Source organism: Roseofilum halophilum BLCC-M91 (genome assembly GCF_030068445.1).
Taxonomy (GTDB): Bacteria; Cyanobacteriota; Cyanobacteriia; order Cyanobacteriales; family Desertifilaceae; genus Roseofilum; species Roseofilum halophilum.
In genome coordinates this window covers 62,755-87,373 of sequence record NZ_JAQPOK010000090.1, presented here as the reverse complement: position 1 = coordinate 87,373, position 24,619 = coordinate 62,755, and the positions used below count along the sequence as shown (strand labels likewise).

The 24,619-nt window shown below is 48.5% G+C and carries 19 protein-coding genes; 7 read left to right on the top strand and 12 right to left on the bottom strand.

Features of this window, described 5'->3' with window-relative positions:
• Positions 1 to 233 precede the first annotated feature (233 nt).
• From PJF56_RS12595 to PJF56_RS12570, 6 genes are all read left to right on the top strand, one after another.
• On the top strand, positions 234 to 626 hold the full coding sequence (locus PJF56_RS12595) for a hypothetical protein (RefSeq protein WP_283763027.1): 393 nt from the start codon (positions 234 to 236) through the stop codon (positions 624 to 626).
• Between the two features lie 61 nt (positions 627 to 687).
• Positions 688 to 1,608 (top strand): 2OG-Fe(II) oxygenase, encoded by a 921-nt coding sequence (locus PJF56_RS12590; protein ID WP_283763026.1) that lies wholly within the window; start codon positions 688 to 690, stop codon positions 1,606 to 1,608.
• 14 nt (positions 1,609 to 1,622) lie between these two features.
• A complete protein-coding gene (locus PJF56_RS12585; RefSeq protein WP_283763025.1) occupies positions 1,623 to 1,775 on the top strand; it encodes a hypothetical protein in 153 nt (50 codons plus the stop codon).
• Positions 1,776 to 2,032: 257 nt separating this feature from the next.
• Positions 2,033 to 2,707, top strand: coding sequence for a PEP-CTERM sorting domain-containing protein (locus tag PJF56_RS12580; protein WP_283763024.1), 675 nt, complete (start codon positions 2,033 to 2,035; stop codon positions 2,705 to 2,707).
• 133 nt (positions 2,708 to 2,840) lie between these two features.
• On the top strand, positions 2,841 to 3,110 hold the full coding sequence (locus tag PJF56_RS12575; protein ID WP_347179535.1) for a UPF0175 family protein: 270 nt from the start codon (positions 2,841 to 2,843) through the stop codon (positions 3,108 to 3,110).
• Positions 3,094 to 3,564: a PIN domain-containing protein gene (locus tag PJF56_RS12570; protein ID WP_283763022.1), complete on the top strand. Its 471-nt coding sequence runs from the start codon at positions 3,094 to 3,096 to the stop codon at positions 3,562 to 3,564. The genes PJF56_RS12575 and PJF56_RS12570 overlap by 17 nt, the downstream gene beginning before the upstream one ends.
• A 91-nt stretch (positions 3,565 to 3,655) precedes the next feature.
• Here the strand turns inward: PJF56_RS12570 and PJF56_RS12565 are convergent, their stop codons facing one another.
• The 9 genes from PJF56_RS12565 to PJF56_RS12525 form a co-directional block, all read right to left on the bottom strand.
• On the bottom strand, positions 3,656 to 7,783 hold the full coding sequence (locus tag PJF56_RS12565; protein ID WP_283763021.1) for a magnesium chelatase subunit H: 4,128 nt from the start codon (positions 7,781 to 7,783) through the stop codon (positions 3,656 to 3,658).
• Between the two features lie 536 nt (positions 7,784 to 8,319).
• Positions 8,320 to 8,946 carry a hypothetical protein gene (locus PJF56_RS12560; RefSeq protein WP_283763020.1) on the bottom strand — a complete coding sequence of 209 codons (627 nt, stop codon included), beginning with the start codon at positions 8,944 to 8,946 and terminating at the stop codon, positions 8,320 to 8,322.
• 73 nt (positions 8,947 to 9,019) lie between these two features.
• Positions 9,020 to 10,105, bottom strand: a complete 1,086-nt coding sequence (locus PJF56_RS12555; protein WP_283763019.1) for a protein-glutamate methylesterase/protein-glutamine glutaminase — start codon at positions 10,103 to 10,105, stop codon at positions 9,020 to 9,022.
• Between the two features lie 39 nt (positions 10,106 to 10,144).
• Positions 10,145 to 10,996, bottom strand: a complete 852-nt coding sequence (locus PJF56_RS12550) for a CheR family methyltransferase (RefSeq protein ID WP_283763018.1) — start codon at positions 10,994 to 10,996, stop codon at positions 10,145 to 10,147.
• 89 nt (positions 10,997 to 11,085) lie between these two features.
• Positions 11,086 to 14,292: a HEAT repeat domain-containing protein gene (locus PJF56_RS12545; protein WP_283763017.1), complete on the bottom strand. Its 3,207-nt coding sequence runs from the start codon at positions 14,290 to 14,292 to the stop codon at positions 11,086 to 11,088.
• A 32-nt stretch (positions 14,293 to 14,324) separates the two neighbouring features.
• The gene (locus tag PJF56_RS12540; protein ID WP_283763016.1) at positions 14,325 to 16,322 is read right to left on the bottom strand and encodes a methyl-accepting chemotaxis protein; all 1,998 of its coding nucleotides are present in this window, start codon (positions 16,320 to 16,322) and stop codon (positions 14,325 to 14,327) included.
• Positions 16,323 to 16,388: 66 nt separating this feature from the next.
• Entirely contained in the window at positions 16,389 to 16,934 is a 546-nt protein-coding gene (locus tag PJF56_RS12535) for a chemotaxis protein CheW (protein ID WP_283763015.1), read from the bottom strand.
• 6 nt (positions 16,935 to 16,940) lie between these two features.
• On the bottom strand, positions 16,941 to 19,067 hold the full coding sequence (locus tag PJF56_RS12530; RefSeq protein WP_283763014.1) for a chemotaxis protein CheA: 2,127 nt from the start codon (positions 19,065 to 19,067) through the stop codon (positions 16,941 to 16,943).
• Between the two features lie 91 nt (positions 19,068 to 19,158).
• On the bottom strand, positions 19,159 to 19,524 hold the full coding sequence (locus PJF56_RS12525; RefSeq protein ID WP_283763013.1) for a response regulator: 366 nt from the start codon (positions 19,522 to 19,524) through the stop codon (positions 19,159 to 19,161).
• 345 nt (positions 19,525 to 19,869) lie between these two features.
• On the opposite strand from PJF56_RS12525, the gene bchM reads away from it, so the two are divergent.
• Positions 19,870 to 20,574 carry a magnesium protoporphyrin IX methyltransferase gene (gene bchM / locus PJF56_RS12520; protein ID WP_283763012.1) on the top strand — a complete coding sequence of 235 codons (705 nt, stop codon included), beginning with the start codon at positions 19,870 to 19,872 and terminating at the stop codon, positions 20,572 to 20,574.
• A 122-nt stretch (positions 20,575 to 20,696) separates the two neighbouring features.
• Here the strand turns inward: bchM and PJF56_RS12515 are convergent, their stop codons facing one another.
• From PJF56_RS12515 to PJF56_RS12505, 3 genes are all read right to left on the bottom strand, one after another.
• Entirely contained in the window at positions 20,697 to 21,974 is a 1,278-nt protein-coding gene (locus PJF56_RS12515; RefSeq protein WP_283763011.1) for a dihydrolipoamide acetyltransferase family protein, read from the bottom strand.
• A 141-nt stretch (positions 21,975 to 22,115) separates the two neighbouring features.
• The gene (locus PJF56_RS12510) at positions 22,116 to 22,535 is read right to left on the bottom strand and encodes a YlqD family protein (protein WP_283763010.1); all 420 of its coding nucleotides are present in this window, start codon (positions 22,533 to 22,535) and stop codon (positions 22,116 to 22,118) included.
• Between the two features lie 73 nt (positions 22,536 to 22,608).
• A complete protein-coding gene (locus tag PJF56_RS12505; RefSeq protein ID WP_347179533.1) occupies positions 22,609 to 24,585 on the bottom strand; it encodes an AMP-dependent synthetase/ligase in 1,977 nt (658 codons plus the stop codon).
• Positions 24,586 to 24,619 lie beyond the last annotated feature (34 nt).

Below are 24,619 nucleotides of genomic sequence, written 5' to 3'. Positions count from 1 at the left end.
CGGAGACGCGGAGACGCGGGGATGGGGAAGATGGGGAGGATCAACTTTTGCCTTTTGCCTATTACCCATTACCCATTACCCATTACCCATTACCCATTACCCATTACCCATTACCGCGCAAAGCGCTATATTTTATGTTTTCTCAAATCGCTTTAGTCTCAATTCTTACTATTTTCTCCCTTGAGTCCTTGCCAATCGTCCCGTCTGGAACTCAATTAATCTCCTTAAATCCCTTGCATCGGCTTGATTCATCTCACACAAAAGAGGCTGAAGAACGAGCAGCCATCCAAGCCCTGATCGACGAAAACTTAAACGCTATCAATGCAGACAGTGTTGAGAGATATATGAACACGATGCACCCAGATTCTCCCCAATTTGAAATCACAGAACAAACGGTTATTCAGAGCATTGAGTTAGTGGATTTAAGATATGAACTTGAGGATTGGGAAATTCTTGAAGTCACTGACGATAAAGCTCAAATCATTGCCACTCAAACCACCACTAAAATTGGAGGTGAGGCTCAATTTCGGGATAACCGACTGCTCATTATCCATACCTTGAGAAAATATAAGGGGGAATGGAAATTTTGGACATCGGAAATTCAAAGTGTAGAATTTTTGAATTAAGAGATTGTCCCGCTCGGAAAAACACCCCTGACAACCCTGTTAACGATTACCTGTTTATCCAATGAGTAGCCAAACATCAGCAGCAGTCCAAACCGTTAAAGTCACCCTGCTTTTAGCTGGAGGCCATCAGTATACCCTGTCTTTGCCTTCCAATTCCCCCATTCTGGTCGCCGTGATGAAAGTCTTAGCTTCCCAGACTGGAAATACAGTCAATAATGGAAGCTCTCCTTCCCAATTATTTCAAATTCCCTTAAATGACGATCGCCAAGCCCTCTGTTTTCCCAGCCATCAATTGATTGGGGTATTGACAGAACCGCCGTTATATGTACAACAACAAAAAGCACAGCAAATGGCGACTCCTGCACCCCAACCTCCGGCTCCCGTATCCCATACCATTACTTCTCGCTTTGTCCATTTAGATAACTTCCTCAGCGACAAAGAGTGCGATCGCCTACTCAAATACGTCAAAAAACGTCAAAAAGACTTCACCAGTACCACTACCTCCACAGGACAAGCGGACTATCGCCACTCCACCGTTCTTTATCACTTCCCTGAATTCTCCGAGATGATCGTCGAACGGATCAAAGGAATGATGCCAGAAGTTTTACCCCAACTGGATCGCCCCCTCTTTGAACCCCACGATATCGAAGCCCAATTAACCGCCCATAACGACGGTCATTATTTTAAGCTCCATAATGATAATGGCTCTCCCGATACAGCCAACAGAGAGCTAACCTATGTTTACTATTTCCATAATCAACCCAAAAACTTTACTGGGGGAGAACTGCTCGTTTACGACAGTACAATCAAAAATGGCTATTATGCCAAAGCCGATACCTACCAAAGAGTTGAACCCCGACACAATAGTATTGTATTTTTCCTCAGTCGCTATTTACATGAAGTCCTACCCGTGCGTTGTTCCTCGAAAAAATTTACCGATAGTCGGTTTACCATTAACGGTTGGGTAAGGCGATCGTCGTAGCAATAGCTACTATATTGACCGATATACAGAAAATCCCCCGAAGATTGGGGGACTTTCTCGGCGATCGCCCCATCGACTTGGTTACCCGCAATGCGATCGAAAACAGCCATAATCCCATCCGCCGCCAAAACATTCTCAGTCATACTTACACTATCTACTGCCGATGAGCCGCGATAAAACTCCGTTTCGCTGCGCGATCGCGAATATCTCCTTGATGCTATCCAAGCCTGTACTAAGATCCTGGAATTTAACCACTAGAGTCTAAATTATAAAGAATCATTACAAGATCCGCAATTTTGCATAAAATCAGCCTGAAAAAACAGAGTAACTTATAGGAGGGTCGATCGCTTTCGGGAAAAACACCCCGAACAGTGTTCTGTGAGATCCTCCTCGTTTAGTCAAAATCGAGGTAAAACCCATAACGATGGTTACAACTTGGCAAAAACTCTCTATCGCTTGTGCTGGAGCAACCGTAAGCGCTCTGATGATGTCTCAAGCGTCCCATGCTGCGGTGATGTTTTTCACCGATGTCAATGACTTTGATACGGTGACTGAAACTACTTTGGTTGAAGATTTTGAGGACTTTACACAGAAAGATCGCCGTATACCCTCTTTTGTAAATAACAACAACACCTATACCGGTCTTGCTGGTGGCTCTGTTCCTAACGTATGGGTGTCTTCACCAGGATATAGGAACTTTGGTGTTCCCATCACCGAAAGTAGTATTTTAACTGCCAATGGTGATGAGGATTTTACGGTAGAATTCGGTACACCCATGGAAGCGCTGGGCTTTGATACTTATCTCAATGCTTTTGGGCCTGCAACGATTCAAGTCTTTGGTTCTGGGGGTTTGCTAGACAGCTTTGTGTTGCAGCATGACCCGACACAAGTTGGATTTTTTGGGGTACTCGCTGACGAAGATATTACGTCAATGCGTTGGACAACTGTCAATGGAGGAACGATTAATACTGGAATTGATAATATTGTCCAAGGCACAGGAATTCAACAATCTGTACCCGAACCGAGTTCTGTCATCTCATTGCTGGCCTTGGGTGCTTTGGGCACAATTTCCCAGGGAATCAAGCGTAAGAAACAATAGAACACACTGGCGAAGGTATTGGAGTTGTAGGGTGGGCAAGTCTATCGGGGCAAATTATCAATTCTCTGGTTTTAGCTTGCCCACCCCTACAAGAGCGAATACAATAACCCCTAGATTCTAAGGAGATTAAATGGTGCAAATTACACTTGACATTCCTGATGAACTTGTTGACCATTTTAACCCAAACCATCTAGCTCGCGAGATTTTGGAAGCTTTAGTCGTACAAGCTTATCAGACCGAAAAAATTACCAGTGGGGAAGTCCGTCGCATTTTGGGTTTACCTTCTCGTTGGGATGTTGATGCCTTTTTGAAGCAGCATAAGGCTGATTTGCATTATGACGAGGCAGATTTGCAGCAGGATCGGGAAACCCTTCGCCAACTCCGTTATGATCGTCGTTTCTGATACTTCGCCGATCAACTATTTATTGCTAATTGGCCAGATTGACCTGCTCCCCAGCTTATTTGAGCAAATTATCATTCCTGATGGGGTTCGGGATGAAATGCAGGATTCCTCCGCACCAGCAGTTGTACGTCAATGGAGCGCTAATCCTCCTTCCTGGCTTACTATTCAAGTTGTTTCTAGGCTTGATGAAACCCTGAATTCTCTCGATCGCGGCGAACAGGCTGCGATTAGTATAGCCCAAACCCTACCAGCAGACCTACTGATTATCGATGAACGCTTGGGGAGACGCATAGCGAGCGATCGCAAAATTCCCGTTATCGGCACTCTGGGAATCTTGGATGAGGCGGCCCATCAAGGTTTAGTCGAGCTTTCAGAGGCGATCGCGCTATTGCAACAAACGAACTTCCGTATATCCCGACGCATCATTCAGACATTGCTAGAAAATCGACTATAAATCCTACGGAACAAAACGTAGAGACAAGGCGTGCCTTGTCTCTACGAAATGATTGGCAATTAGGCTCAGATGACGTGAGAATTAACCCAATCTAATCATCAATCCCTTCAATACGGTCTTCTGCTTCCTGATACAACTGACGCAGACGGTCGAGATTGTCCTCGCTGGTTTCCCAGTAGCCGCGACCATTCACCTCTAGGAGCGTACTAACCATCTTGCGGAAAGAATGGGGATTGAGGTTGAGCAACCGTTGACACATGGCCTCATCCTTGATGAAGGTGTCGTTGGTTTCCTCATACACCCAGTTATCCACGGCTCCCGCAGTGGCACTCCATCCCGAAGTATTCACCAGGCGCTTGGACAACTCGCGCACCCCTTCATAGCCGTGGGAGAGCATTCCCTCATACCATTTGGGATTGAGCATTTTTGTCCGCGCATCCAGGCGCACGGTTTCCGATAAGGAGCGCACCTGACCTTTAGCGGTGGTGGTATCGGCAATATAGGCAGCCGGTTGTTTGCCATCTTTGCGCAGGGAACTCACCACCTTCGTGGGGTCGCTATCGAAATAGTGGGAAACATCGGTCAAGCTAATCTCAGAAGAGTCTAAGTTCTGGAACGTGACTTCTGCGCTCTTGAGGGAAGACTCGAACACCTGACGGCTCTCTTTCATGATGCCGGGATTATCGGCATCAAAGGCGAAGGATTTGCGGTTGAGATACATCTCTTGCAGTTCGGACTCTTCTTCCCAGGAGGAATTTTCCACGGCTAGGTTAACGTTAGAAGCGTAGGAACCACTGGCATTAGAATAAATCCGGCTGGCGGCTTGACGGAGGTTAATGCCTAACTCGTCGGCTTGCTCCATGGCATGTTTGCGAACGAAGTTCATTTCTGGATGTTCGTCTGCTTCGGCAGCCATTTTCACGGCTTTATCCATCAGCGCCATCTGATTAACAAACAGATCTCGGAAGACTCCAGAACAGTTAACCACCACATCAATCCGGGGCCGTCCCAATTCTTCGAGGGGAATCAATTCCAGTTTATTCACCCGTCCGAGGGCATCGGGAACGGGTTTGACTCCCACAAACCAGAGGATCTGAGCTAAAGACTCGCCGAAGGTTTTAATGTTGTCGGTTCCCCAGAGAACGGTGGCAATGGTTTCGGGGAGTTGGCCGTTGTTGGTGGCTTTATGGCGCTCCAGAAGTTGATCGACTACCCGTTTGGCCGATTTGATGGCTGCTTCTGTGGGAATGGATTGGGGATCGAGGGCGTGGATGTTTTTACCGGTGGGCAATACGTCCGGGTTGCGGATGGGGTCACCCCCGGGCCCGGGGAGAATATACTGGCCTTCTAGGGCAGCGAGCAGTCCACCCAATTCGTTATCGGCACAGATCTGTTCGAGACAGAATTCGAGATATTCCATTAAGGTCTTGAGGGCCGCTTCATCGACGTTGGTGTAGCCCAATTCATGGAGTTTGGCGACCCAGGGTGCTTTTTTACCCATGTTGAAGAAGTTCAACTTGGAGACGAGGGATACCCGACCTTCGGCGTTGGTTTGTTCTTCGACGAGGGCAGTGACGGCAGCGCGGGTGGCTTGGACGATTTGGTTATAGAGTTCTACGTCTTCGAGGACTCCTAAATCGCTGCTTTCATAGATTTGGTCGATGTCGCGGTCGATACTACGAGCGATGATCCGGGGCAGGCTTTCGATGCCGTCTTCGGGGCGATCGATGTTGGAGATGTTGACCAAGGTGGCGATCGCCTCTGTCGCTGTCGGTGGTTTCCCGACTACATGCAACCCACAGGGTAACAACCGTGACTCGATTTCCATCAGTTTGTTGTACACCTGACCGACCAGATTATCCCGCTCTTCAGCCGATAGGTTGGGGGCGGCTGTAGGGGCGGGTTTCAAACCCGCCCCTACGGTTTCGGGGAGGGCAATATCTTGGTCTAGATTCACCTGGCGGCATTTCTCGATGATGGTGAGTACAATTTGTTCGCCCCTGGGGGTATCCTTGAGCTGTTGATAGGAGCCGATCAACTCGCTCAGTTCGGCTAAACCTCTGTACAAGCCCGCATTTTCGGCTGGAGGAGTCAGATAGGAAATGGTGGCTGCATAACCTCTGCGTTTGGCGATCGTCGCCTCCGAGGGATTATTCGCCGCGTAGTAGTACAAGTTCGGAATCGAACCAATCAGATTATCCGGGTAACACTCCCCCGACATCCCCATCTGTTTCCCTGGCATAAACTCCAAAGAGCCATGGGTTCCGAAGTGCAGCACCGCATCTGCGCCCCAGATTTTCTCCAGGTAGGTGTAGTAAGCGGCAAAACCATGGTGGGGAGAAGCCGATCGCGAGAACAGCAGCCGCATGGGGTCACCTTCATACCCAAACGTGGGCTGTACCCCAATAAACAGGTTGCCAAAGTGTTTCCCATACACCAGCAGGTTTTGACCATCGCTGTTCAGATGTCCCGGAGGGGGGCCCCAGTTTTCCTCTAGGCGCTCCGAATAGGGCGTTAGTTTCTCGTATTCCGGCACTCCCATGCGATAGGCCACATTCAGCTCCGGGGAAGCATATTGGGCACTGGCATCGTGGATCACCGCTTCCATCAACTCTTTGGGAGATTCTGGCAGTTCCCCAAGGTCATAGCCATTATCCCGCAGGGCGCGAACCACTTCGTAGATGCTGCCAAATACGTCTAGATAAGCTGCCGTTCCCACATTTCCTTTATCGGGGGGGAAGCTAAAGACCGTGATGGCAACTTTCTTGTCCAGTTTGGGTTTGCGCCGCAGGTTAGCCCATTTGAGGGCGCGAGCAGCAACGGACTCGATCCTATCTTGGAGGGCGATCGCCTTTCCGGTGGCTCCATCCCGTCCCGAAAGGATAATCGGCTCAATCGCCCCATCGAGTTCCGGAATCGCAATTTGCAGCGCTACCTGTACCGGGTGCAGTCCCAATTCCGAGGCTTCCCACTCCTCCGTGGTTTGGAACACCAAGGGCAGGGCCACCATATAGGGTCGGTTGAGGCGCTTCAGGCTCTCTACTGCCTTGGGATGGTCTTGACGAGCAGGCCCACCCACCAGGGCAAACCCGGTTAAGGAAATCACCGTATCAACGATGGGTTTCTCAGTCCGTTGATTCCAGAAATAGGCATCCACGGGTTTAGAGAAGTCTAAGCCCCCCGCAAATGTGCCCATGACTCTGGCTCCTCGGCATTCAAGCTCTTGAACGATCGCCACATAGTGAGCATCATCACCGGTCACCAGGTGGCTGCGCTGCAACACCAGACCCACACAGGGAGCGAGGGGGTCTTTGAGGTCATCGTCGATGTCGTCCCGGCTATTGTACCAATCCCAATACTCCTGTTGGTCTTCAAACATTTTCGGGGCCATGGGATGCCACAGACCCATATCTGGATACACTACCGGGTCTTCGTAGCTCAGTTGCTGCTCGGTTTCCAGCACATACTTATCCGCCAACATCAGCAAGAAGTTGGTCAGGTTTTCCGGCGATCCCCCCAGCCAATATTGGAACGAGAGCATGAAATTGCGAGCGTCCTGGGCCTTTTCGATGGGCATGTATTTCAGGACTTTGGGCAAGGTACGCAGGAGTTTGAGCATTCCGTCTTGGAAGGAGGAACCGCTCGACTCCTTGCGCTTTTTCATGAATGAGGCGATCGCACTCTTTGATTGCCCCAACTGCGCCATGCTAAAGCTTCCCAACTTATTCAGGCGCATGACTTGGGGCATGGAGGGGAAGATCACCGCCGCATCCAGGCGATCGCGATGGGGAGCAACCGTGGCGACAATGCGATCGGCCAGATCTTCAATGAAAATCAGAGAGCCAATGAAGATATTGGCCGTCTCCATATCCTGCTCAAACTCGGCATAGTTTTCGGGGTTGCGTAGCTCTTCAATTAAGTATCCACTTAACTCTATCCCCACTTGATTTTGATGTTTCGCCGCACTGCGGTTAATGGTTTGAGCCGCTTGGGTGAGGGCACTTTGGTATTGCGCCTCCATGACGATGTACACAATTTTGATCACTTTTCGCCCATTGGCGGCAGGGGCGGCAGACTCTAGGTCAGGTGCGCCTTCTAGAGTCTCTTGGCCGATCAGTTCTTCGGCGATCGCCTTTAGGGTTTCCCCATCTATGCCATTAGCTGGCTCTGTTTCTGGTACAGTTACACGACGAATATTGGATTTAACCTGGGTGTACATATTGGAGGTTCCTCTATGATCCTTATTCCCTTGAGTAGGTTGGGTGAATTGAAAATTAAGTCCTAACCGCCTTGGCAGTTACACTATTTCGGCGAGAGCCGATATGGATATGATTCCGACTAGGGGGAGGTTTCCCTTGTCCGCTCTGGAAACGGGAAACACACAAGAAAATATTAAAATACCCCTACTGTTTACTCCATGACCTAGGGTTTGGGTCGTCTTTGGCGACCACAACCTGTCAGGGTAACGTGGATAAGACGTTTTCAGCAATTTTAACCTTTCTGGAGTCCCAGAAGAGCCAAGTCAACCCATGGGATGAGTTTTCCCCTTGCTGTCCGCTTGCGGAAAATCCCGATTGAATAGGTATTTTTGCGTCTATCTAACCTAATTTTATAAGAACTTTGGCCATCCCTTAACATTTATTGATATATCTTTTCCCCCATTGATTATGTTCCCCTTCCTAACCATTGACAAAGTAACATTTTTATGTTATATAAAAAAGATCTAAAAATTGTGCCTATTCCCTATTGCCCAAATCAACCCGGAAGCATCATTTCATAAGACGCTTCAATCCCCTTAATTAAGCATACGAGAGAGGTTACCCCCGTCACTAAAATCAGATAACTCACAATCGATTGTTCAGAAACAGTAAACTTAGCATTGAGAACCAAAGCGTACCTCAACTCATTACGGCTGGCAATCAAACCCTTGAGTAAATAGGGAATCTCTTGAATAGCAAAAGAAGGCATAGAAAAATTAAGCTGTCCCCCTCGCAAATGGCTTAACATAGCCAAATAAGTGTTGAGCATTACATTGCCAATTTCCGTTAACACTTCGCAACCCGAAACCGTTAAGTTGGGAGTAACGGATGGAAAGCTTGAGTGTCCGAAGTGAGCTAACTTAATAGCTGACGGATAATCGAGAACAAACAAAGCATCTCCAGCCAAGGAATTTTCAAATTTTTGATGCACACAGACGACTGGATCGCTAAAGTTTTCCGACCAGTTTTGGGAAAGAATAACTAAGGAATTGAGGGAAACATCAGAAACATCTAAGCTAATAGGAAAATGCATCAAATCTGACAGCAAAAAAGCACTCTTTTCCGAGAGAGCTAGGGACATAAACTCCATTAAGGCATATTTTTGATGGTCAGTTAATAGCATAGTCTTCCCCTGTTAATTGCATGTTTATTAGTTCCAAGAGAGCTTCCTCATGACTGGTAATAATTTTATCATGTTAAGCACAGCTAAAGAGGAGTTCATTGATGGCATGGGCCATCGATTTTAGGGACGCACTGCGATCGCTCAACCCCGCTTCGACAACAGAACGGGGCATTCCATACACCACACAACTGGACTCAGATTCAGTGATAATCATCCCTCCATGGGATTTAATTTGAGCTGCACCTTGTTTACCATCCGATCCCATCCCCGTCATCACCACCCCCAAGGTGCGATCGCCATAGACTTGAGCGCCAGATTGAAATAAGACATCCACAGAGGGACGATGGGGTAAATCAAAGGGCTTAGATTGCTGTTTAGCCACCACCACTCCTTCCTGGTTGCGTTCAAAGCCTAAATGGTATCCGGCCGTAGCAATCAGCACTCGACCCGGACACACCAGATCCCCAGTATGGGCTTCAATGACTTCCAGGGAACAGTAATGATTTAACCGTTCAGAATAGAGTTTTGTATAGCCTTTCGGCATATGTAAGACGACGGCAATAGGTACAGGAAAATCTTCAGGAAACTGGGGAATCAGATAGGTCAATGCTTGAGGGCCACCAGTAGAAATGCCAATTAAAACAATATCAAATCGAGGGGTGCTAGAAGGACTGATGGCCACAGAAGGTTTCACATCAGGAGTGACTAAATTGAGGGCCGGAGGATAAGGATTTAAGGGTAATTTGGCCGCTTTTTTCACCTTCTGAATCAGATCGTCTTGAATTTCAAATATTTTATCAGTGGCTAAGGCCGTAGGCTTATGAATAAAGTCTACTGCTCCTGCATCTAAGGCATCTAAAACCTTTTTTCCTCCCTCATCAGCAATACTAACAATCACAATGGGAAGCACTTTCCGCAACATTTGCTGGCGAATAAATTCAATCCCATCAATTCCTGGCATAATTAAATCCAAGGTGACCACATCCGGATTGTGTTTGGCCACTTGTTCTAACGCATCTTCCCCATCATGGGCAATCCCGATCACCTCAATAAATGGACTGTTGGATAGCATTTTTTTGATCACTTTACGCACATAGGCTGAGTCGTCTACGACTAGCACTTTGATTAAATTGGGATTGTTGGGTTGGGTTATACTCATGATCGATATTAATAGGGGTCAGGTAAATGGGGGGGAGCATTAAGGCTGGTGTTGATTTTGCTTCATATAGATAAACGATCGATTAATTTCACAAACGCGGAATTGGGTATTAAGTTTAATAATTGATTCCGACGATCCGAGAAATAAACAACCATTGGCGGGCATTTTTTCAAAAAACATCATCGTAGTCTTTTTGATCGAATCAGGGGAAAAGTAGATAAACACATTGCGGCAAAAAATAAAGGGGATATTGGTAAATAAGATAAAATCGTCGGGATTTAATAAATTAGCCGTTTTCCAGTGAATTCGATGATGAATATGGGGCTGAATGCGCCATCCTGCGGTTTCTTGAGTAAAATACTTTTCTTTTAAGGCTGGCGACAAAACCCGAAAAGAATGCTCCCGGTATACTCCTTTCTTGGCTTTAGCGATCGCCCGTGATGAAATATCCGTGGCATAAATTTCAATCGGTAGCCGATCGAACCATCCAGCTTCTTCTAAGGCCATGGCGATCGTCAGGGGTTCTTCACCGGTGGAGCAGGCTGCACTCCAAATTTTTAGGGGATAGCTATAACCATAAGATAATCCAGATGGTTTTTGTTGATCTAAATACTCATGAATGAGTTGGTTGATTAGCACCTCTATTTGATCGAATTCTCGCCAAAAAAATGTTTCCGGCACAGTAATTGTATTAACCAATTCTTGCCATTCTCGATTGGCGCTTGTGTCATACTTCAATAGATAGTAATAATCCAGAAAAGAATGAATTCCTTGCTCTAAGAGTCTGGGGGAGAGTTTGTCAGCTAATAAATCTTGTTTGGACTGATCGTAATAAATACCGGTACGTTCGTGAATTAAATTTCGTAAAATCACAAAGGTACTGTCAGACATTCCAAAAGCACGGGTTGAAAAGATCATGTTTTCCAATCACAACACCAAGTTTTTTCATCCATAGGATGACCTCAAGCGGGCGTTCTCCTTTATTGGTGAATGGCCTTTTGAGCTGCCCGACGAACTGCCAAAGAGGGATCGGTACGAGCTAACACTAATAACTGAGGTTGACAGCTTTGATTTCCTAAATAGCTTAGGGCTTCTACTGCTGCCAAGCGTACTGATTCGTCGGAGTCACCTAGAGCAACAATCAAAAATTCTGAAGCATAGGGATGTTGAAGGCGTTTTAGCACTTCTACGGTACTACAGCGAACTTGACTATGGGCATGATGGAGACCGGCGGCGATCGCATCAATATAATCTTCTTTGAAGGTTTTCTGACGACTGAGGACTTCAATACAGAAATGGCGATTGGCCGGATCGAGGGTAAGTTCGAGTAAGGAGGCGATCGCCTCTTGGCCCCCCAAACGGCCCAAAGTCTCAATGGCCGCTAAAGTCACCCGCTCTTCTGGATCGGCGGCTGCCATCCATTGCAGAGCCACGCCTGCCTCTTGACCACCCCGCTCCTGGAAGGCTTGCATGGCATCTAACCGGCGTTCGGGATTGGGAGAATTGAGGGCATTGAGCAAGGGGGCGATCGCCTCCCCCGTATCCAAGCGCCCCAAAGCAATCAGGGCCGCTCGTGCCACATCCCCAGGCCCAGATTCAGCCAACTCAGTTAACGGCCCAATACTATTCGGAGCAACCCGTCCCAAGCATTCGGTCGCCGCCGCCCGTACACTAATACAAGGGTCACTTTGGGCTAAACCAGTCAACTGATCCGTCAACTCGCTCCAGTCACCGCCATGGCCAGTTCCTATCAACTGGCCAATGGATCGCAGGGCACTATAGCGCACCCATTCTTCCCGATCGAGCATTGCTCGTTTGAGGGCAGGTAAGGGAGTTTTCTCCCATCCGGCCCCATTCAAGTTGCTGGGCATCTCCAGCTCTCCCAGGGCGCGAGCGGCTGCCGCCCGACAAACCGGGGTTTCCTGGGCCAAGGCATCGATTAAATAGTCCATGACTTGGGGATGATCCAGATAGGGCAAATGTTCGATCGCCGAGCGTCGCACTTTTTCCTCCGGATCTTGGAGGAGATCGATTAACACCTCAATGGAGTCTGGAAAGGCGAAATAGCCAGCAATTTTTACCGCACATTCGCGCACCCTGGGATTGGGATCGCTCAGACGGATTTTGATCTGCTCGTCCAGATGGGGAGGACGACAGGAGTTGAGAGCGGCGATCGCCCCTAGACGCACCGCTCCATCCTCATGACCGAGTAGAGATAACAAGGATTCCGTCGCCCCTCGATCGCCAATTTGGGCTAGGGCAGCCGTTGCCGATCTAACCAGCTCTACATCCGTTTCTTCCAGCAATTGCTGTAGTTTCGCCGTGGCTAGGGGGTCACCAATGCGACCCAGGGCAACCACCGCCGCCTTTTGTCCTTCCAAATCCAGTTCCGGTAAACTCTCTAACAGCAGTTCGCTGCCGAGGGAACCATAACCCACCAGGATTTGAATACAGTTCTCCCGCACCGTTTCATTGGAGAGTAGGGAGGTAAAGGCTGGGGCCACGAGGGGACGGTAGTCAGGGGGAACTGCTCCTAAACAGAGGAGCAAGGCTGGTAAATTGTCCTGGGCAGCGTGGAGGGTTTCTTTCATCAGGGCCCTGGCCCCGTCTTCATCTAGGGTTTGCCTAATCGGGTCGGTGATGGTCGTGATTTGATGGGTTTGGTCGTAGCGATCGGCAATGGAGGCGATGGCCGTGGCTAAAGTCGATACACTAGCTCCCGGTTCAGATAAGTGCCGTACCAGGGGAACCACCACATCCACATCGCCCAGAGCGCCCAAGGCTTCGGCCGCTTGGGGAGCCAGTAGGGGGTCATCCAGGAGGGGAACCAGGCGATAGGCGATCGCTCGCTCGCCGATTTGGGTGAGGCTACAGAGAGCCGGGAATGCGAGGAAAAAGTCTTCTTGGGTGGCAATGTCCAAGAGCGCTTCTACCGCTTCATTAGCTTTGAGTCGTCCCAAGGCTTCAATGGAATGGTATTTAACGTTGGGATGATCGTCCTTGAGAGCCTCCATCAGGGGGCCAATGGCTCTCGGATCGGCGCGATCGCCCAATGCACCGGCCGCATAGGTACGCAAATCCGGATCATTGGGATCTTCTAGACAGCCCACCAAAGCGGGAATCGGGTCAACATCCCCCAGGATCAACACCTGAAGCACACTGTTGAGGACATTGGGATTGCGGTGTTGTTGCCGTAGCAAGCTCAGTAAGGAACTGGTGAGATCGCTGTTGCCATGGAGGGCAATTTTATCCACCGCTTCCCGTCGCACTCGCCAGTTGAGAGTACGAACCAACAAAGGAATTAATCGCGGGGTCACTTCCGGATCGTCCATTTGCATCAAGGCATCGAAGGCCCCAAATGCCAGGAAAAAATCATCGGATTGGGCAATTTCTACTAATTTGTCGATCGCCTCGCTGGCTTTGAGTTTGCCCAAGGATTCAATAGCTTGATAGACCACATTGGTATCGGGATCGTCCAGGGCCTTAATCAGGGGTTCAATGGAGCCAGGATGGTGGCGATTGCCCAGGGCAAGAGCCGCATAAATCCGCAGCTCTGGATCGGGATCTTGTAAACATTCCCACAACACGGGTGAAGGATCGATCTGGCTCTTACTCAACACCGACAGCACGCTGTTTAAGAGGGTCGGATGGCGGTGTTCCTGACGTAAGACATCGATGACTTTCCGGGTAATTTCCGGAGAGTGTTGGCATTGCTCGATCGCCTTGCGCCTAGATGCCAGCACATCCCAAGAAGACGTACTGCGCTCCTGAGACCGGAGACTAGAGAAGGGGTCAGCCATATCCGATGCTTCGGCGCTCATTTGTTTTTCTTCAATTAGCCGAGCGGTCACATCTTCTACTGTCACCAGTGTGCCCACAATGTTCTCCCCTTCTCGTAGGGGGACAATTGTCACTCGCTGCTGCATTCGGTCGAAATACTCGGAAGCAATGGGGGGATCGCAGGGAATCAAATAATGGTGCAAGGCAGGGGCGAGGGTTTCAATGACCCCTTCTCTTAAAACTCGCTTAAAGTGTTGGAGTAATCCTCTGGTCTCTAACTCAGGAATAATCGACCCTAGCGGCTGGTTCATGGCTTCTTGTGGAGTCAATCCGGTCATGTCTGTTAATTGGGTATCCCAGGAGCGAACCTTTAACTGGGTATCGGTGGTGAATATGCTAATGGTCATAGTTCAAGGGGGGAGAGTGGGGAGAGGGCTGATTAGGTCGCGAACAGTTGGGCGGTTAAGGTGTGAATGGCTTCGAGAGATTCTAAGGTACTTTCGCCAGAGTCTCCCATGGTTTGTAACATTTGGGCTAATTTTTTGGAGCTACGGTCGTGTTCCTGATTGGCTTGGGCAAGCAAGTTGACTTGTTTGGCGATGTTTTCTGTGGTTTGAGTCATATCGCGCACAGCTCTGGCCTGTTCGCCCATGGCTTTGGCTACCTGATCGGATTGCGATCGCATACTGTCAATGGCATTGGTAATTTGTTGTACGTTTTCCGATTGCCCTTTCATGGATTCACTAATACTGTTAATGAAGCGCGATAGCCTGTCCATTTCTTTTTGGATCTGATCGGCTCCTTGGGATTGTTCGGCTAAGACTTTATAGGTACTGGACATGCCGCGCCGCATACTCTCGACCGCCTGCATCACTTGGGAGGCTCCACGGGCTTGCTCTGAGGTTGCTTTTCGCACTTGCCCAGCCAGATGACTGGTGTTTTGCGCGGCTTTAATCACTTCTCTGGCTGCTTTGGCCTGTTCGTTCATGGCCTTGGTGACCTGTTTGGTAATTTGCCGCATGTGTTCGGTGGATTGCACAATTGAGATGGCTGCCTTCGATTGCTCGCTGGTCGCACCGGCCACTTCTTTGGCTTGTAGGGCTGTGGTATTAATGGAATCAACTACCTGTCGCCCTAAGTGGCTCTGCTTCTGGGAAGAGTTGGCAATTTCACTGACTAAATGAGTGGTTTCTTCTACGCCGGAGAGGATTTTGCCCAATCCTGCTACCCCTTCTTCGGCTAAACGGCTGCTGTCTTCGGTTACCCTTAAGCCTTCTTCTGAGGTTTTGACGGCATCTTGGACGACGGACTGTAGGCTTTTGATAATGGCGGCAATGTCTGAGGTGGCGGTGGCGGCGCGATCGGCTAGATTGCGGATTTCTTCGGCTACGACGGCGAACCCGCGCCCGGCTTCTCCGGCTCTGGCGGCTTCAATGGAGGCGTTTAGGGATAATAAATTGGTGCGTTCGGCGATTAGGTTAATGGTATCGACGATGGAACTAATTTCATAGGTGCGATCGCCCATATCTCGAATTACATCAGCCGTGTTAACCATAGATTGGCGTACCCGCGTTAAACCCTGAATCGCCTTTTCTACGGTGGCTCCGCCTTCTTCGGCATCTTGGCGCACTCGCTGGGTAATGTCATCGGCTTTTCGGCTTAAGTCCGTCACCGAACGAATGGACTCTTCGAGATCTTCGGAATTCTTTTGGGCTGTGGTTGCCGCTTGGGTGATGCGTTGACTATTTTGGGCCACTCCTTCAATGGAGGCAGCCATCTCTTGAATCGCTCCAGAAACTTCTTCTACGGTGGCGCTTACATTCTCGGTGGTGGCAGATACTTCCTCAATGGAAGCTGCCATTTCATTAATGGAGGCGGTGGTTTCTTCGGCTGCGGCTGTCAGGTCGTCGGAGTTTTCGGCTACTCCTTGAATGGAACCGCCCATTTCTTCAATGGAGGCGGCGGTTTGATTGACGGAGGCGGCTAGATTTTCGGTATCGCTGGTCAATCCTCTAATGTTACCGACCACTTGGTTGATGGAGGCACTGACCTGGGTCGCTGATGCCGCCATTTCTTGAGTATTGGCAGCTACGGATTGGGTGGATGTATTGCTGTCTTTGATGGAGGTGTTAATTTGGTTCAATCCGGTAGCGACTTCGGTACTACTGGCGGTGACTTCTTCAATGGAGGCGGCCATTTCATTAATTCCGGACACCACTTCCTCTGTGGACTGGGCAACCTCATTGGTTTGCTGGGCGCTTTCTTCTAGGGATTTTCCCATTTCTACGATCGCGCTGGTAGTGTCTATAAAGCGCTGGTTATGTTGTTTCATTCCAGAGGTGATTTCTTGGGCGATCTTCTGGATTTGTGAGGCTGCTTGAAGGGAAATTGAGGAAGGGGAAGGGATGTTTTTTTTGTTGGGTTTGCTTTTAGCCATGTTTACCTCCGTTTAGAGAATAGGGAATAGGTAATCTCCACCCTTATGGGTAGTTACTCTTAAGGTTCATGTTTCAATGATTTTTTCTATATCTAAAATGAGAATAACTCTCTGGTCTAAGGTGATGATGCCGGATAAGTATTGACTATTGACTCCTGATAGTCCTTCTGGAGGGGGTTGGATTAAGTCTTGGCCAATAGCGATGAATTCTCTGGCACTATCGACAATCAAACCCACCCGGCGATAATGGGAACCATCCCTGGCGCGATCGCCTTCTGTTATCTTTTCGGTTGGGTGAGCAGGTTGCTTGGGGTCACTCTGCGAGGAAGAGGATTGGGTATGGATGACAATCAGGCGGGTGAGCAGATCGTAGGGTTGGCGCTCAAATCCTAAACGGATACGCAGATTGATCGCCGGAATCACCTGGGAACGACAAAAGACGACACCTTCTACAAAGGGGGCCGCATTGGGAACGGGGGTGATTTGATCGACCATTTCGATCTGTTGAACTTGGTGCGAAACAATACCATAGGTGGTTCCGGCCAGTTCAAAGAGAATGAACGGTAGGGTGATTTCAGGGGTTTGAGGATGAGCAGGAGAAGCGTTGATCATAGGTTCTTAAGACACAGAAAGGGGAGCATTATCGTGCCAGGGATGGGATGTGTCATCGCTAATTAAGCCGAGGATGTCTAGAATCAGGACAATGCGCCCATCGCCAAGTTCGGTCGCCCCGCTAATGCCACGAACCCGTACCAGGGGGTCGGTCAGGGGGCGAATCACGATTTCTCGTAAACCCAGTAGGTTATCTACGATAAGGGCAATTAGGTTGCCCGTGGTATGGAAATGGTCTCCCATATCTCCTCGACCGACGATGACGACTTTCAGGGTTGTTGAGGGGGGGGCGGTTAAGCCGAAAATTGAGTAGAGATTGAGTAAGGGAATGGCTTGCTGGCGGTAATTGAGCAGTTGATGGTGGTCAATGATGTCAGTCAAACCCACTTCGATGACTTCCCGGACGGCGTTTTGGGGAATGGCATAGATTTGGTCACCAACTTGAATGATTAAGGCGTTGGCGATCGCCAACGTTAAAGGCAGTTGAATGATAAACTGGGTTCCTTGTCCTAGCTCGCTACTGACTTCGAGGACACCTCCTAATTCTTGTAGGGTACTGTTGACGACAGCCATACCCACTCCCCGTCCACTGGTTAAGTCGGCTTCGTCTTTGGTGGAAAATCCAGGAGCGCATAATAAGTCGAGCAGAATGCGATTGCGGTAGCTTAAGGGGATAGACTCGGAATGCAAGGGGTCATCTTCAGATGGATTCAAGAGTCCTTTGGCTTTCCCCCGTTCTAGGATCTGCTGCCAATCTATTCCCCGACCATCGTCTTCGATGATCGCGGTGACCATTTCCCCAGAGGTTCTGGCTTTTAAGGTGATTTTACCTTGGGGGGGCTTGCCTTGGGCAATGCGATCGGCTTCGGGTTCGATGCCATGACTGATGGCGTTGCGAACCATATGCAGCAAGGGGTCCATCATCCGCTCGACTACGAGTTTATCGATTTCGGTTTCTGCGCCGATAATCTCTAGGGTGGTGGATTTACCGCCTTCGCGTGCCAGATCTCGGACGACGAATTGCATTCGGGCGAAGATTTCGCCGATGGGAACCAGGCGCACTCGCATCACATCTTCCCGTAAGTCTCGCAGTTGTCGCTCTAGGGTAAGGTTGAGATGTTGGAGCGATCGCGCGATCGTGGATTTGCCATTTCCATTTTCTGCACTAGAGTGGGTGGCGATCGACTTAACCAACTCTTCTAACCGAGCGCGGGTAATCACTAAATCCCCCACTCTAGCGATCAAATCGTCGAGTTTAGATAACTCAACACGCACCACAGAAGGAGGCGCAGAAGGCGTTACTGGTGTTACTGGTGTTACTGGTGTGGCCGGAGCTTCTGGCACTTCTGGGGGCGATAAGTATAACTCCCAGGTCAACCCTTCTGTTTGCTCAACCCATTCTTGGGGATTGGCTGGACTGGCGACCAAAAAATCAAAGCAAATATCTTGCCCATTGATCATTCGGGGAGAGGCATGAATCACTTGTGCTTTTTCGTTTAAATGCCCGCGAACACGATTCACATTAATGCCTTGGGCGGTTAAATCGGCATCGGGTGAAAAAACAAAGCGCCATACTGAAAAACCTTGGCCGATCAGGTCTTGGACTTCTTGGGATATATTCCCTGGCAGCTCTAAGGTAGAGCTGATAATATTCCCCGCTTTTTTGGGGAGACTCTCCTGGTTTTCCGTTTCCTGGGATTCCGGTTGACTGACTAACCCATTAATCCGATCGAGAATTGCCGTCATGTCTGGACTTGGTTGTTTTTGACGATAGGCATGAATCACTTCTTCTAAGGTTTTGGTTCCCATCATCAAGGTATCAAATCCAGCTTCTGATAGGGGAGTTTCTCGATCTCGCAGTAGCCGCAGATAGTTTTCCAAATGGTGTGCTAATGCTTCAGCTTGTTCTACGCCAACCATGCCGGATAAGCCTTTGAGGGTATGAAAACTGCGAAATAATTGATTCAGCAGTTCCATGTCCACTGTATTTTTAGGGCTAGACTCTGACGCAGTGATGTAGGATTCTAAGGACAGCAAGCCTTGGCGAACAGAAGTCAAATGTTCTTCACATTCAACAAAGTAGTCGTCTAGAAACTCACTAAATAGATTGTCATTGTCAAGGGAATTAGACACAAGCAGTTAAGATCCTTGTTTTCACTGGGTTCTACTTTTTAGGAACGCTTTTGTTCCCCAGAGTGTTACTATCTGGCCAGAGGGCGATCGCTTATTGCAATAAATCGTGGATTTGATCGGACAAGGGTTTAGGTTGGAACGGTTTAGTGAGATAGCATTTGGCTCCCGCATCTAAAGCTTCTTTGCGGCTTTCTTCATCTCCTTTGGTGGTTAAGATGACAATTGGAGTGGATTTATATTGATGATTCTCCAACACAAATTTGAGAACATCTAAGCCGTGCATATCGGGCATATTGAGGTCTAAAATCATTAAATCAAAGGGGCTAACTTTCATTTTTTCAATGGCTTCTAGACCATTACCCGCCTCATCAAAATTCACATCCTGTAAATCTCGTAAAGAGACTTTCACCATTTTACGCATGGTTTGGGAATCATCAACGATTAAGATCTGTTTCATAACCATAACTCCTGTTTTGGATCTCAGGGATCAGTTTACGGATGCTTTGCTCTATGCTTATTTTACCAGCATCGTCCTGTAGAGATGCCCAATCAATCATAAAGATGGCTCAAAGCATACATATTAGTTAGAATGTCATTAAAATGTGAGGATTTTGTGAAGAGTAAGAGATTACCATTTTCTGTGAATTTTTATGAATTTTTATGAATTTTGTTGACATTTTTATTAATTTGAACCTCAAGGATTGAAAACGACCAATTTTTGCTCGGAGAAACCGTAGCCCAATCATGGTATGCTGGAAAATTAGAGACTTTCCCATCCTGTGTAAAACGTCCTGTAATTCCTATGACCCTGGCAGAAGAGAAAACCCTAGTAGACGATAAGACCATCGTCAAAGACTACTTTAACCAAACTGGTTTTGACCGATGGCGCAAAATTTACGGTACAGATGAAGTGAACCGCGTTCAACTTGATATCCGTAAGGGCCATCAACAAACCGTCGATACTGTTCTAGACTGGTTAAAAGCGGATAATAACCTCAGTGAACTGTCCATCTGTGATGCTGGGTGTGGAGTCGGTAGCCTCAGTATTCCCTTGGCTCAAGCTGGCGCTCAGGTGTTTGCCAGTGATATCTCAGAAAAAATGGTGGGTGAAGCACAAACCCGCGCTCAAGATGCGTTAAAGAATTTGGATAATATCCAGTTTAATGCCCAAGATTTGGAGCAACTTGAAGGTGAATATCATAGCGTAATTTGCCTGGATGTGCTGATTCATTATCCCCATGAAAAGGCAGATGAAATGATTGGTCATCTCTGCTCTTTGGCAAAATCACGGGTAATTCTCAGTTTTGCTCCGAAAACTTGTGCTTTGGCAATTTTGAAGAAGATTGGTAGCTTTTTCCCAGGCCCGTCTAAGACGACTCGCGCTTATATGCATAAGGAAAAGGATGTGATTGCTAGTTTAGAGAAATATGGCTTTAAGGTGGAACGGAATGCGATGACGAAAACTCGGTTTTATTACTCTCGTATTTTAGAAGCGACTCGTTCTTAGATCGGTTGTATACTATTCCCTATTCCCTAGCGCAAAGCCCTATATAGCGCTCAAAGATACCCCCTGCTTAAAAAGGGGGACTTTTGCTGTCCCCCTTGTTCCTATTTGAGGATATCCCAGTTCTAAAGTGTCAAAGATTCAGGATTATTTTCAATTAAATCTGCCAAATCTTTGAGGAAAGCGGCTGCATCAGCACCGTAAATAATGCGATGATCGCAGGTAATGTTCACCTTCATTTGTCGGCGCACACCCATTAAACCATTGTCCATGGCAACAACTTGGGGTTTGGATGCGCCAATGGCGAGAATTGACCCTTGACCAGGAGGCAAAATAGCGTCAAATTGGTCTACACCAAACATGCCTAAATTGGAAAGGGTGAAGGTTCCGCTATTGTATTCTTCGGGTTGTAATTGTTTGGTACGCGAGCGGGCGACCAAATCTTTCCAAGTGCGTGAGAGGGAATAAATATCGATTTGATCGGCATTTTGTAGCACGGGAGTAATTAACCCACCATCATCCATGGCTACGGCTACGGAAACATTAATACCCGATGGATATTGAATACCTTGCTCGGTATAGGCAGCATTGACGAGGGGATGTTTGGCCAGAACTACTGCGACTGCTTTAGCGAGCAGGGCAGTCATGGTGACTCCCTTAGACTTAATTTGTTTATAGAGGGCATCGAGTTTATCGGTGGTCATGGTGTAGGCCACATGGAATGTGGGCACACTTAGGCTGGCCACCATATTGCGGACTACTGCCTGTTGTAAGGTATTTAAACCTACAACCTGACCGGGGGTAACTGCCGGTTTGGGAGTGGGGGCAGGTGTAGAGATGGGCTTCGGAGCAGAGGCGGGTGCAGAAGGGGCAGAGCTGGGAGTCCCGGCTGCGGCTTCCACATCTTGGGCCACAATGCGTCCATGGGGGCCACTGCCCACTAAGGTGGCTAAATCTACTTTGAATTCTTTGGCTAGTTTCCGGGCACGGGGGGAAGCGATGGTACGGCCGTTACGACGAGCGGGCTGGGCTGCGGGCGCGGGGCTAGGGGCTGGAGCAGCAGCCGTTGGCGCGGGAGCAGGGGCTGGAGATGGAGCTGGGCTGGGAGCTGGACTGGAGGAGGTGGAGCTGCTGGCCTGTTGTTTGGCGGTTTCAATTTCGGCTTCGGTTTCGGCGATTAAGGCGATCGCATCTCCTACTGGCGCAACTCCACCTGCGTCTACAATAATGGTGGCGAGGTAGCCTTCATAGAAGGCTTCTACGTCCATGTCTGCCTTATCAGACTCGACAATAACGACGGTTTCTCCTTTTTCGATTTTGTCCCCTGGGGATTTTTCCCAAGAGACAATTTTCCCTTCAGTCATGGTGGAACTGAGGGCAGGCATGAAAACTTCATGAATCATGGCGCTGTTATCCTTAAAAAATTAATGTGGTAATGGGTAATGGGTAATGGGTAATGGGTAATGGGTAATGGGGTAATCGGAAAAAACGTTTTTCCCTATTGCCTTTTGCCTCTTACCTATTGCCTTTTGCCGTGTTCTAGGCTAAATCTGACCTCGAATTTCCTCGACTACCCCATCTCGGAGAACGATTTCTACCTGCATTTTCTGGATCAGGTTTTCTCCTGGGGTAATGGTAAAGAAGCTATCCATTTGGCCTTGATCGACTTCCTTGTCTAACTCTAGGGTTTGTACCTGACTCAGTTGGTTCAGGAATTGATTTTTTTGTTGCAGTAACTCATTTTTCTTCTGATTCAACTGAGCTTGAATCTGGGGAATCTGTTGGGGATTTTGATTTTGCATGTTCGTAATCATGCTTTGGCCCTGCACCTCTACCTGTTGGATTTGTCCATCCATTTGGTTGAGCTGGTTTTGGAGTTGTTCTTGGACTTCTTCCTTCCATCGAGGAGTCACAATCACTTTAATCCGAACGGGTCGTTTGAGCAGCAGGTTTTGAGTATCCATGTTTAGCAAATTCACTCTCTGTAAGTCCAGTGCAATTGAGGGTCAAAAACAGGCGATCCTGTTTCTACGATGATTAAGTGAACATCCCGTTAATCATATCGCGATACTGTTCTTTCACAATGGGACGTTTAATTTTCAAGGTTTGGGTCATCATGCCATTGTCGATGGAGAAGGGTTCGGTAATCAAACGGAAGGGGCCAATGCGGTCATCGGGGCGATACCCTGGACGATTTTTGACTTCCCGGTTGAGTTCGCCTCGGAATAGGTCTTCAATGGCCGGATGCTCAAGGTTGAGCTTGAAGCTGCCATCGTCGAGGGTTTCGGCAATTCCCGCAGCATTGGCATGATGGTCTTTGACCCAGCTTTCTAGGCTCTCGAGGTTGGGGACAATTAAGGCTCCGAGCGATCGCCGATCTTGTCCGACTAGCATCATTTGATCGATATACACACTACGGATACAAGCGTCCTCAATGGGTTGGGGTTCGATGTTTTCTCCATTGGTCAAGACAATGGTATCTTTTGCCCGTCCGGTAATCACCAATTGTCCCTCTGGAGTCAGGAAGCCTAAATCTCCGGTATCAAACCATCCATCGGCATCAATGGCTTTGGCGGTGGCTTGGATATTGCCATAATAGCCTTGCATAATTTGGGGGCCTCTGGCCACAATTACCCCTGTTTCGCCTTGGGGAAGGGGTTGGCGTGTGTCTGGACTGATAATTCGGATTTCGGTTCCGGGTAGGGGTAAACCCGACGATCCGCGTAAATTGCGATCGCACCGCCGAGCGGTAAGTACGGGAGAGGTTTCTGTGAGACCATAACCGACTAAAATTTCAAAGTTAATCATCTCAAAGAATTTATCGATATGTTTGGCCAGGGAACCGCCCCCACTAATCACCCGTTTCATCTGTCCGCCTGTGGCTTGTCGCACTTTCTGATAAATCAGGCGATCGCCTAAATAGTGTAAAGGAGCCAGCAGCCCCGCCTTTACTGTAGCAGAGAGCTTGTCAGAAGCAGAGGGGCTGAGGTTCTCTAGCTCTAGTTGTTCCTGAATCCGTTTGGCGCTGACATATTGATCGGAAATGCCTAGAAAGGTTTGAATTAATTTTTGCCGATTTTGGGGCTGTTCTCGGAATTCTTTCTGAATGCCTTCATAAATGGATTCCCACAACCGAGGCACACCAATCATGTAATGGGGTTTGTAGCTCTTGAGGTCTTGTTTGAAGTGACGAATACTGGTGTATCGTTGGGAACAACCTTGGGAGAGCAGATAGTATTCAATGGTGCGCTCGTACACATGCCAAGAGGGAAGAATGCTCAAGATGCGCTCCCCCGGATCGGGAGCTAAAACGACTGGGAAGGTATTGATTTGATAAAGCAGATTACCATGGGAGAGCATCGCCCCCTTGGGTTTGCCCGTGGTTCCGGAGGTATAGATCAGGGTAGCTAACTGCTTGGGATTGTGTTCTACGGGTTGATAGGATTGCCCTTGGGCGCGGTTACACAATTGCCCAAAATTGAGATACAGGGGCGCATCGCCAGAAGATTGTGGTGGCTCTTCATCGCTGAGGAGGATAATTGCTTGTAGGGTTATCGAGTCTAAGCGAGGAGCGAGTTTATCCAGGGTTTTGAGGTTTTCGACGATTAGGAAACTGCTGCCGCTATCTTGGAGAATATAGAGCAGTTCTTCAATATCTGCCTGGGAAGAGCGAACGGCATTGGCTGCTCCAGCCATCATGATCCCTTGATCCACTACAAACCAGCGCGGGCTATTATCGGCAAACAGGGCGATGCGATCGCCGGAATTCACCCCCAGTTGTTGCAGGGCGATCGCCACTTGTTGCATCTGCTCGTACATTTGGCGATAGGTGAGGGTAATCTTCTGTTTGCTATGGATATCTTCCAGAGCGACAATATCGCCAAATTTCTCGGCGGCGATCGGCCAGATTTGGGCGATCGATCCCAGGTGACTATAATTAACTGCTTGGCTTAAATTCGCTTTTTCTGTAGCCGACAGATTAGGATAATCAGATGCCACAAACCCATTACTCATCTTAGTTGGTCTCTCATACTCAAACTTTCTCCAG

Coding starts and splice junctions, on each gene's coding strand:
- PJF56_RS12590 (WP_283763026.1), top strand. CDS start 688: ATGAGTAGCCAAACATCAGCAGCAGTCCAAACCGTTAAAGTCACCCTG.
- PJF56_RS12580 (WP_283763024.1), top strand. CDS start 2,033: ATGGTTACAACTTGGCAAAAACTCTCTATCGCTTGTGCTGGAGCAACC.
- PJF56_RS12570 (WP_283763022.1), top strand. CDS start 3,094: ATGATCGTCGTTTCTGATACTTCGCCGATCAACTATTTATTGCTAATT.
- PJF56_RS12565 (WP_283763021.1), bottom strand. CDS start 7,783: ATGTACACCCAGGTTAAATCCAATATTCGTCGTGTAACTGTACCAGAA.
- PJF56_RS12560 (WP_283763020.1), bottom strand. CDS start 8,946: ATGCTATTAACTGACCATCAAAAATATGCCTTAATGGAGTTTATGTCC.
- PJF56_RS12555 (WP_283763019.1), bottom strand. CDS start 10,105: ATGAGTATAACCCAACCCAACAATCCCAATTTAATCAAAGTGCTAGTC.
- PJF56_RS12550 (WP_283763018.1), bottom strand. CDS start 10,996: ATGTCTGACAGTACCTTTGTGATTTTACGAAATTTAATTCACGAACGT.
- PJF56_RS12545 (WP_283763017.1), bottom strand. CDS start 14,292: ATGACCATTAGCATATTCACCACCGATACCCAGTTAAAGGTTCGCTCC.
- PJF56_RS12540 (WP_283763016.1), bottom strand. CDS start 16,322: ATGGCTAAAAGCAAACCCAACAAAAAAAACATCCCTTCCCCTTCCTCA.
- PJF56_RS12535 (WP_283763015.1), bottom strand. CDS start 16,934: ATGATCAACGCTTCTCCTGCTCATCCTCAAACCCCTGAAATCACCCTA.
- PJF56_RS12525 (WP_283763013.1), bottom strand. CDS start 19,524: ATGAAACAGATCTTAATCGTTGATGATTCCCAAACCATGCGTAAAATG.
- bchM (WP_283763012.1), top strand. CDS start 19,870: ATGACCCTGGCAGAAGAGAAAACCCTAGTAGACGATAAGACCATCGTC.
- PJF56_RS12515 (WP_283763011.1), bottom strand. CDS start 21,974: ATGATTCATGAAGTTTTCATGCCTGCCCTCAGTTCCACCATGACTGAA.
- PJF56_RS12510 (WP_283763010.1), bottom strand. CDS start 22,535: ATGGATACTCAAAACCTGCTGCTCAAACGACCCGTTCGGATTAAAGTG.
- PJF56_RS12505 (WP_347179533.1), bottom strand. CDS start 24,585: ATGAGTAATGGGTTTGTGGCATCTGATTATCCTAATCTGTCGGCTACA.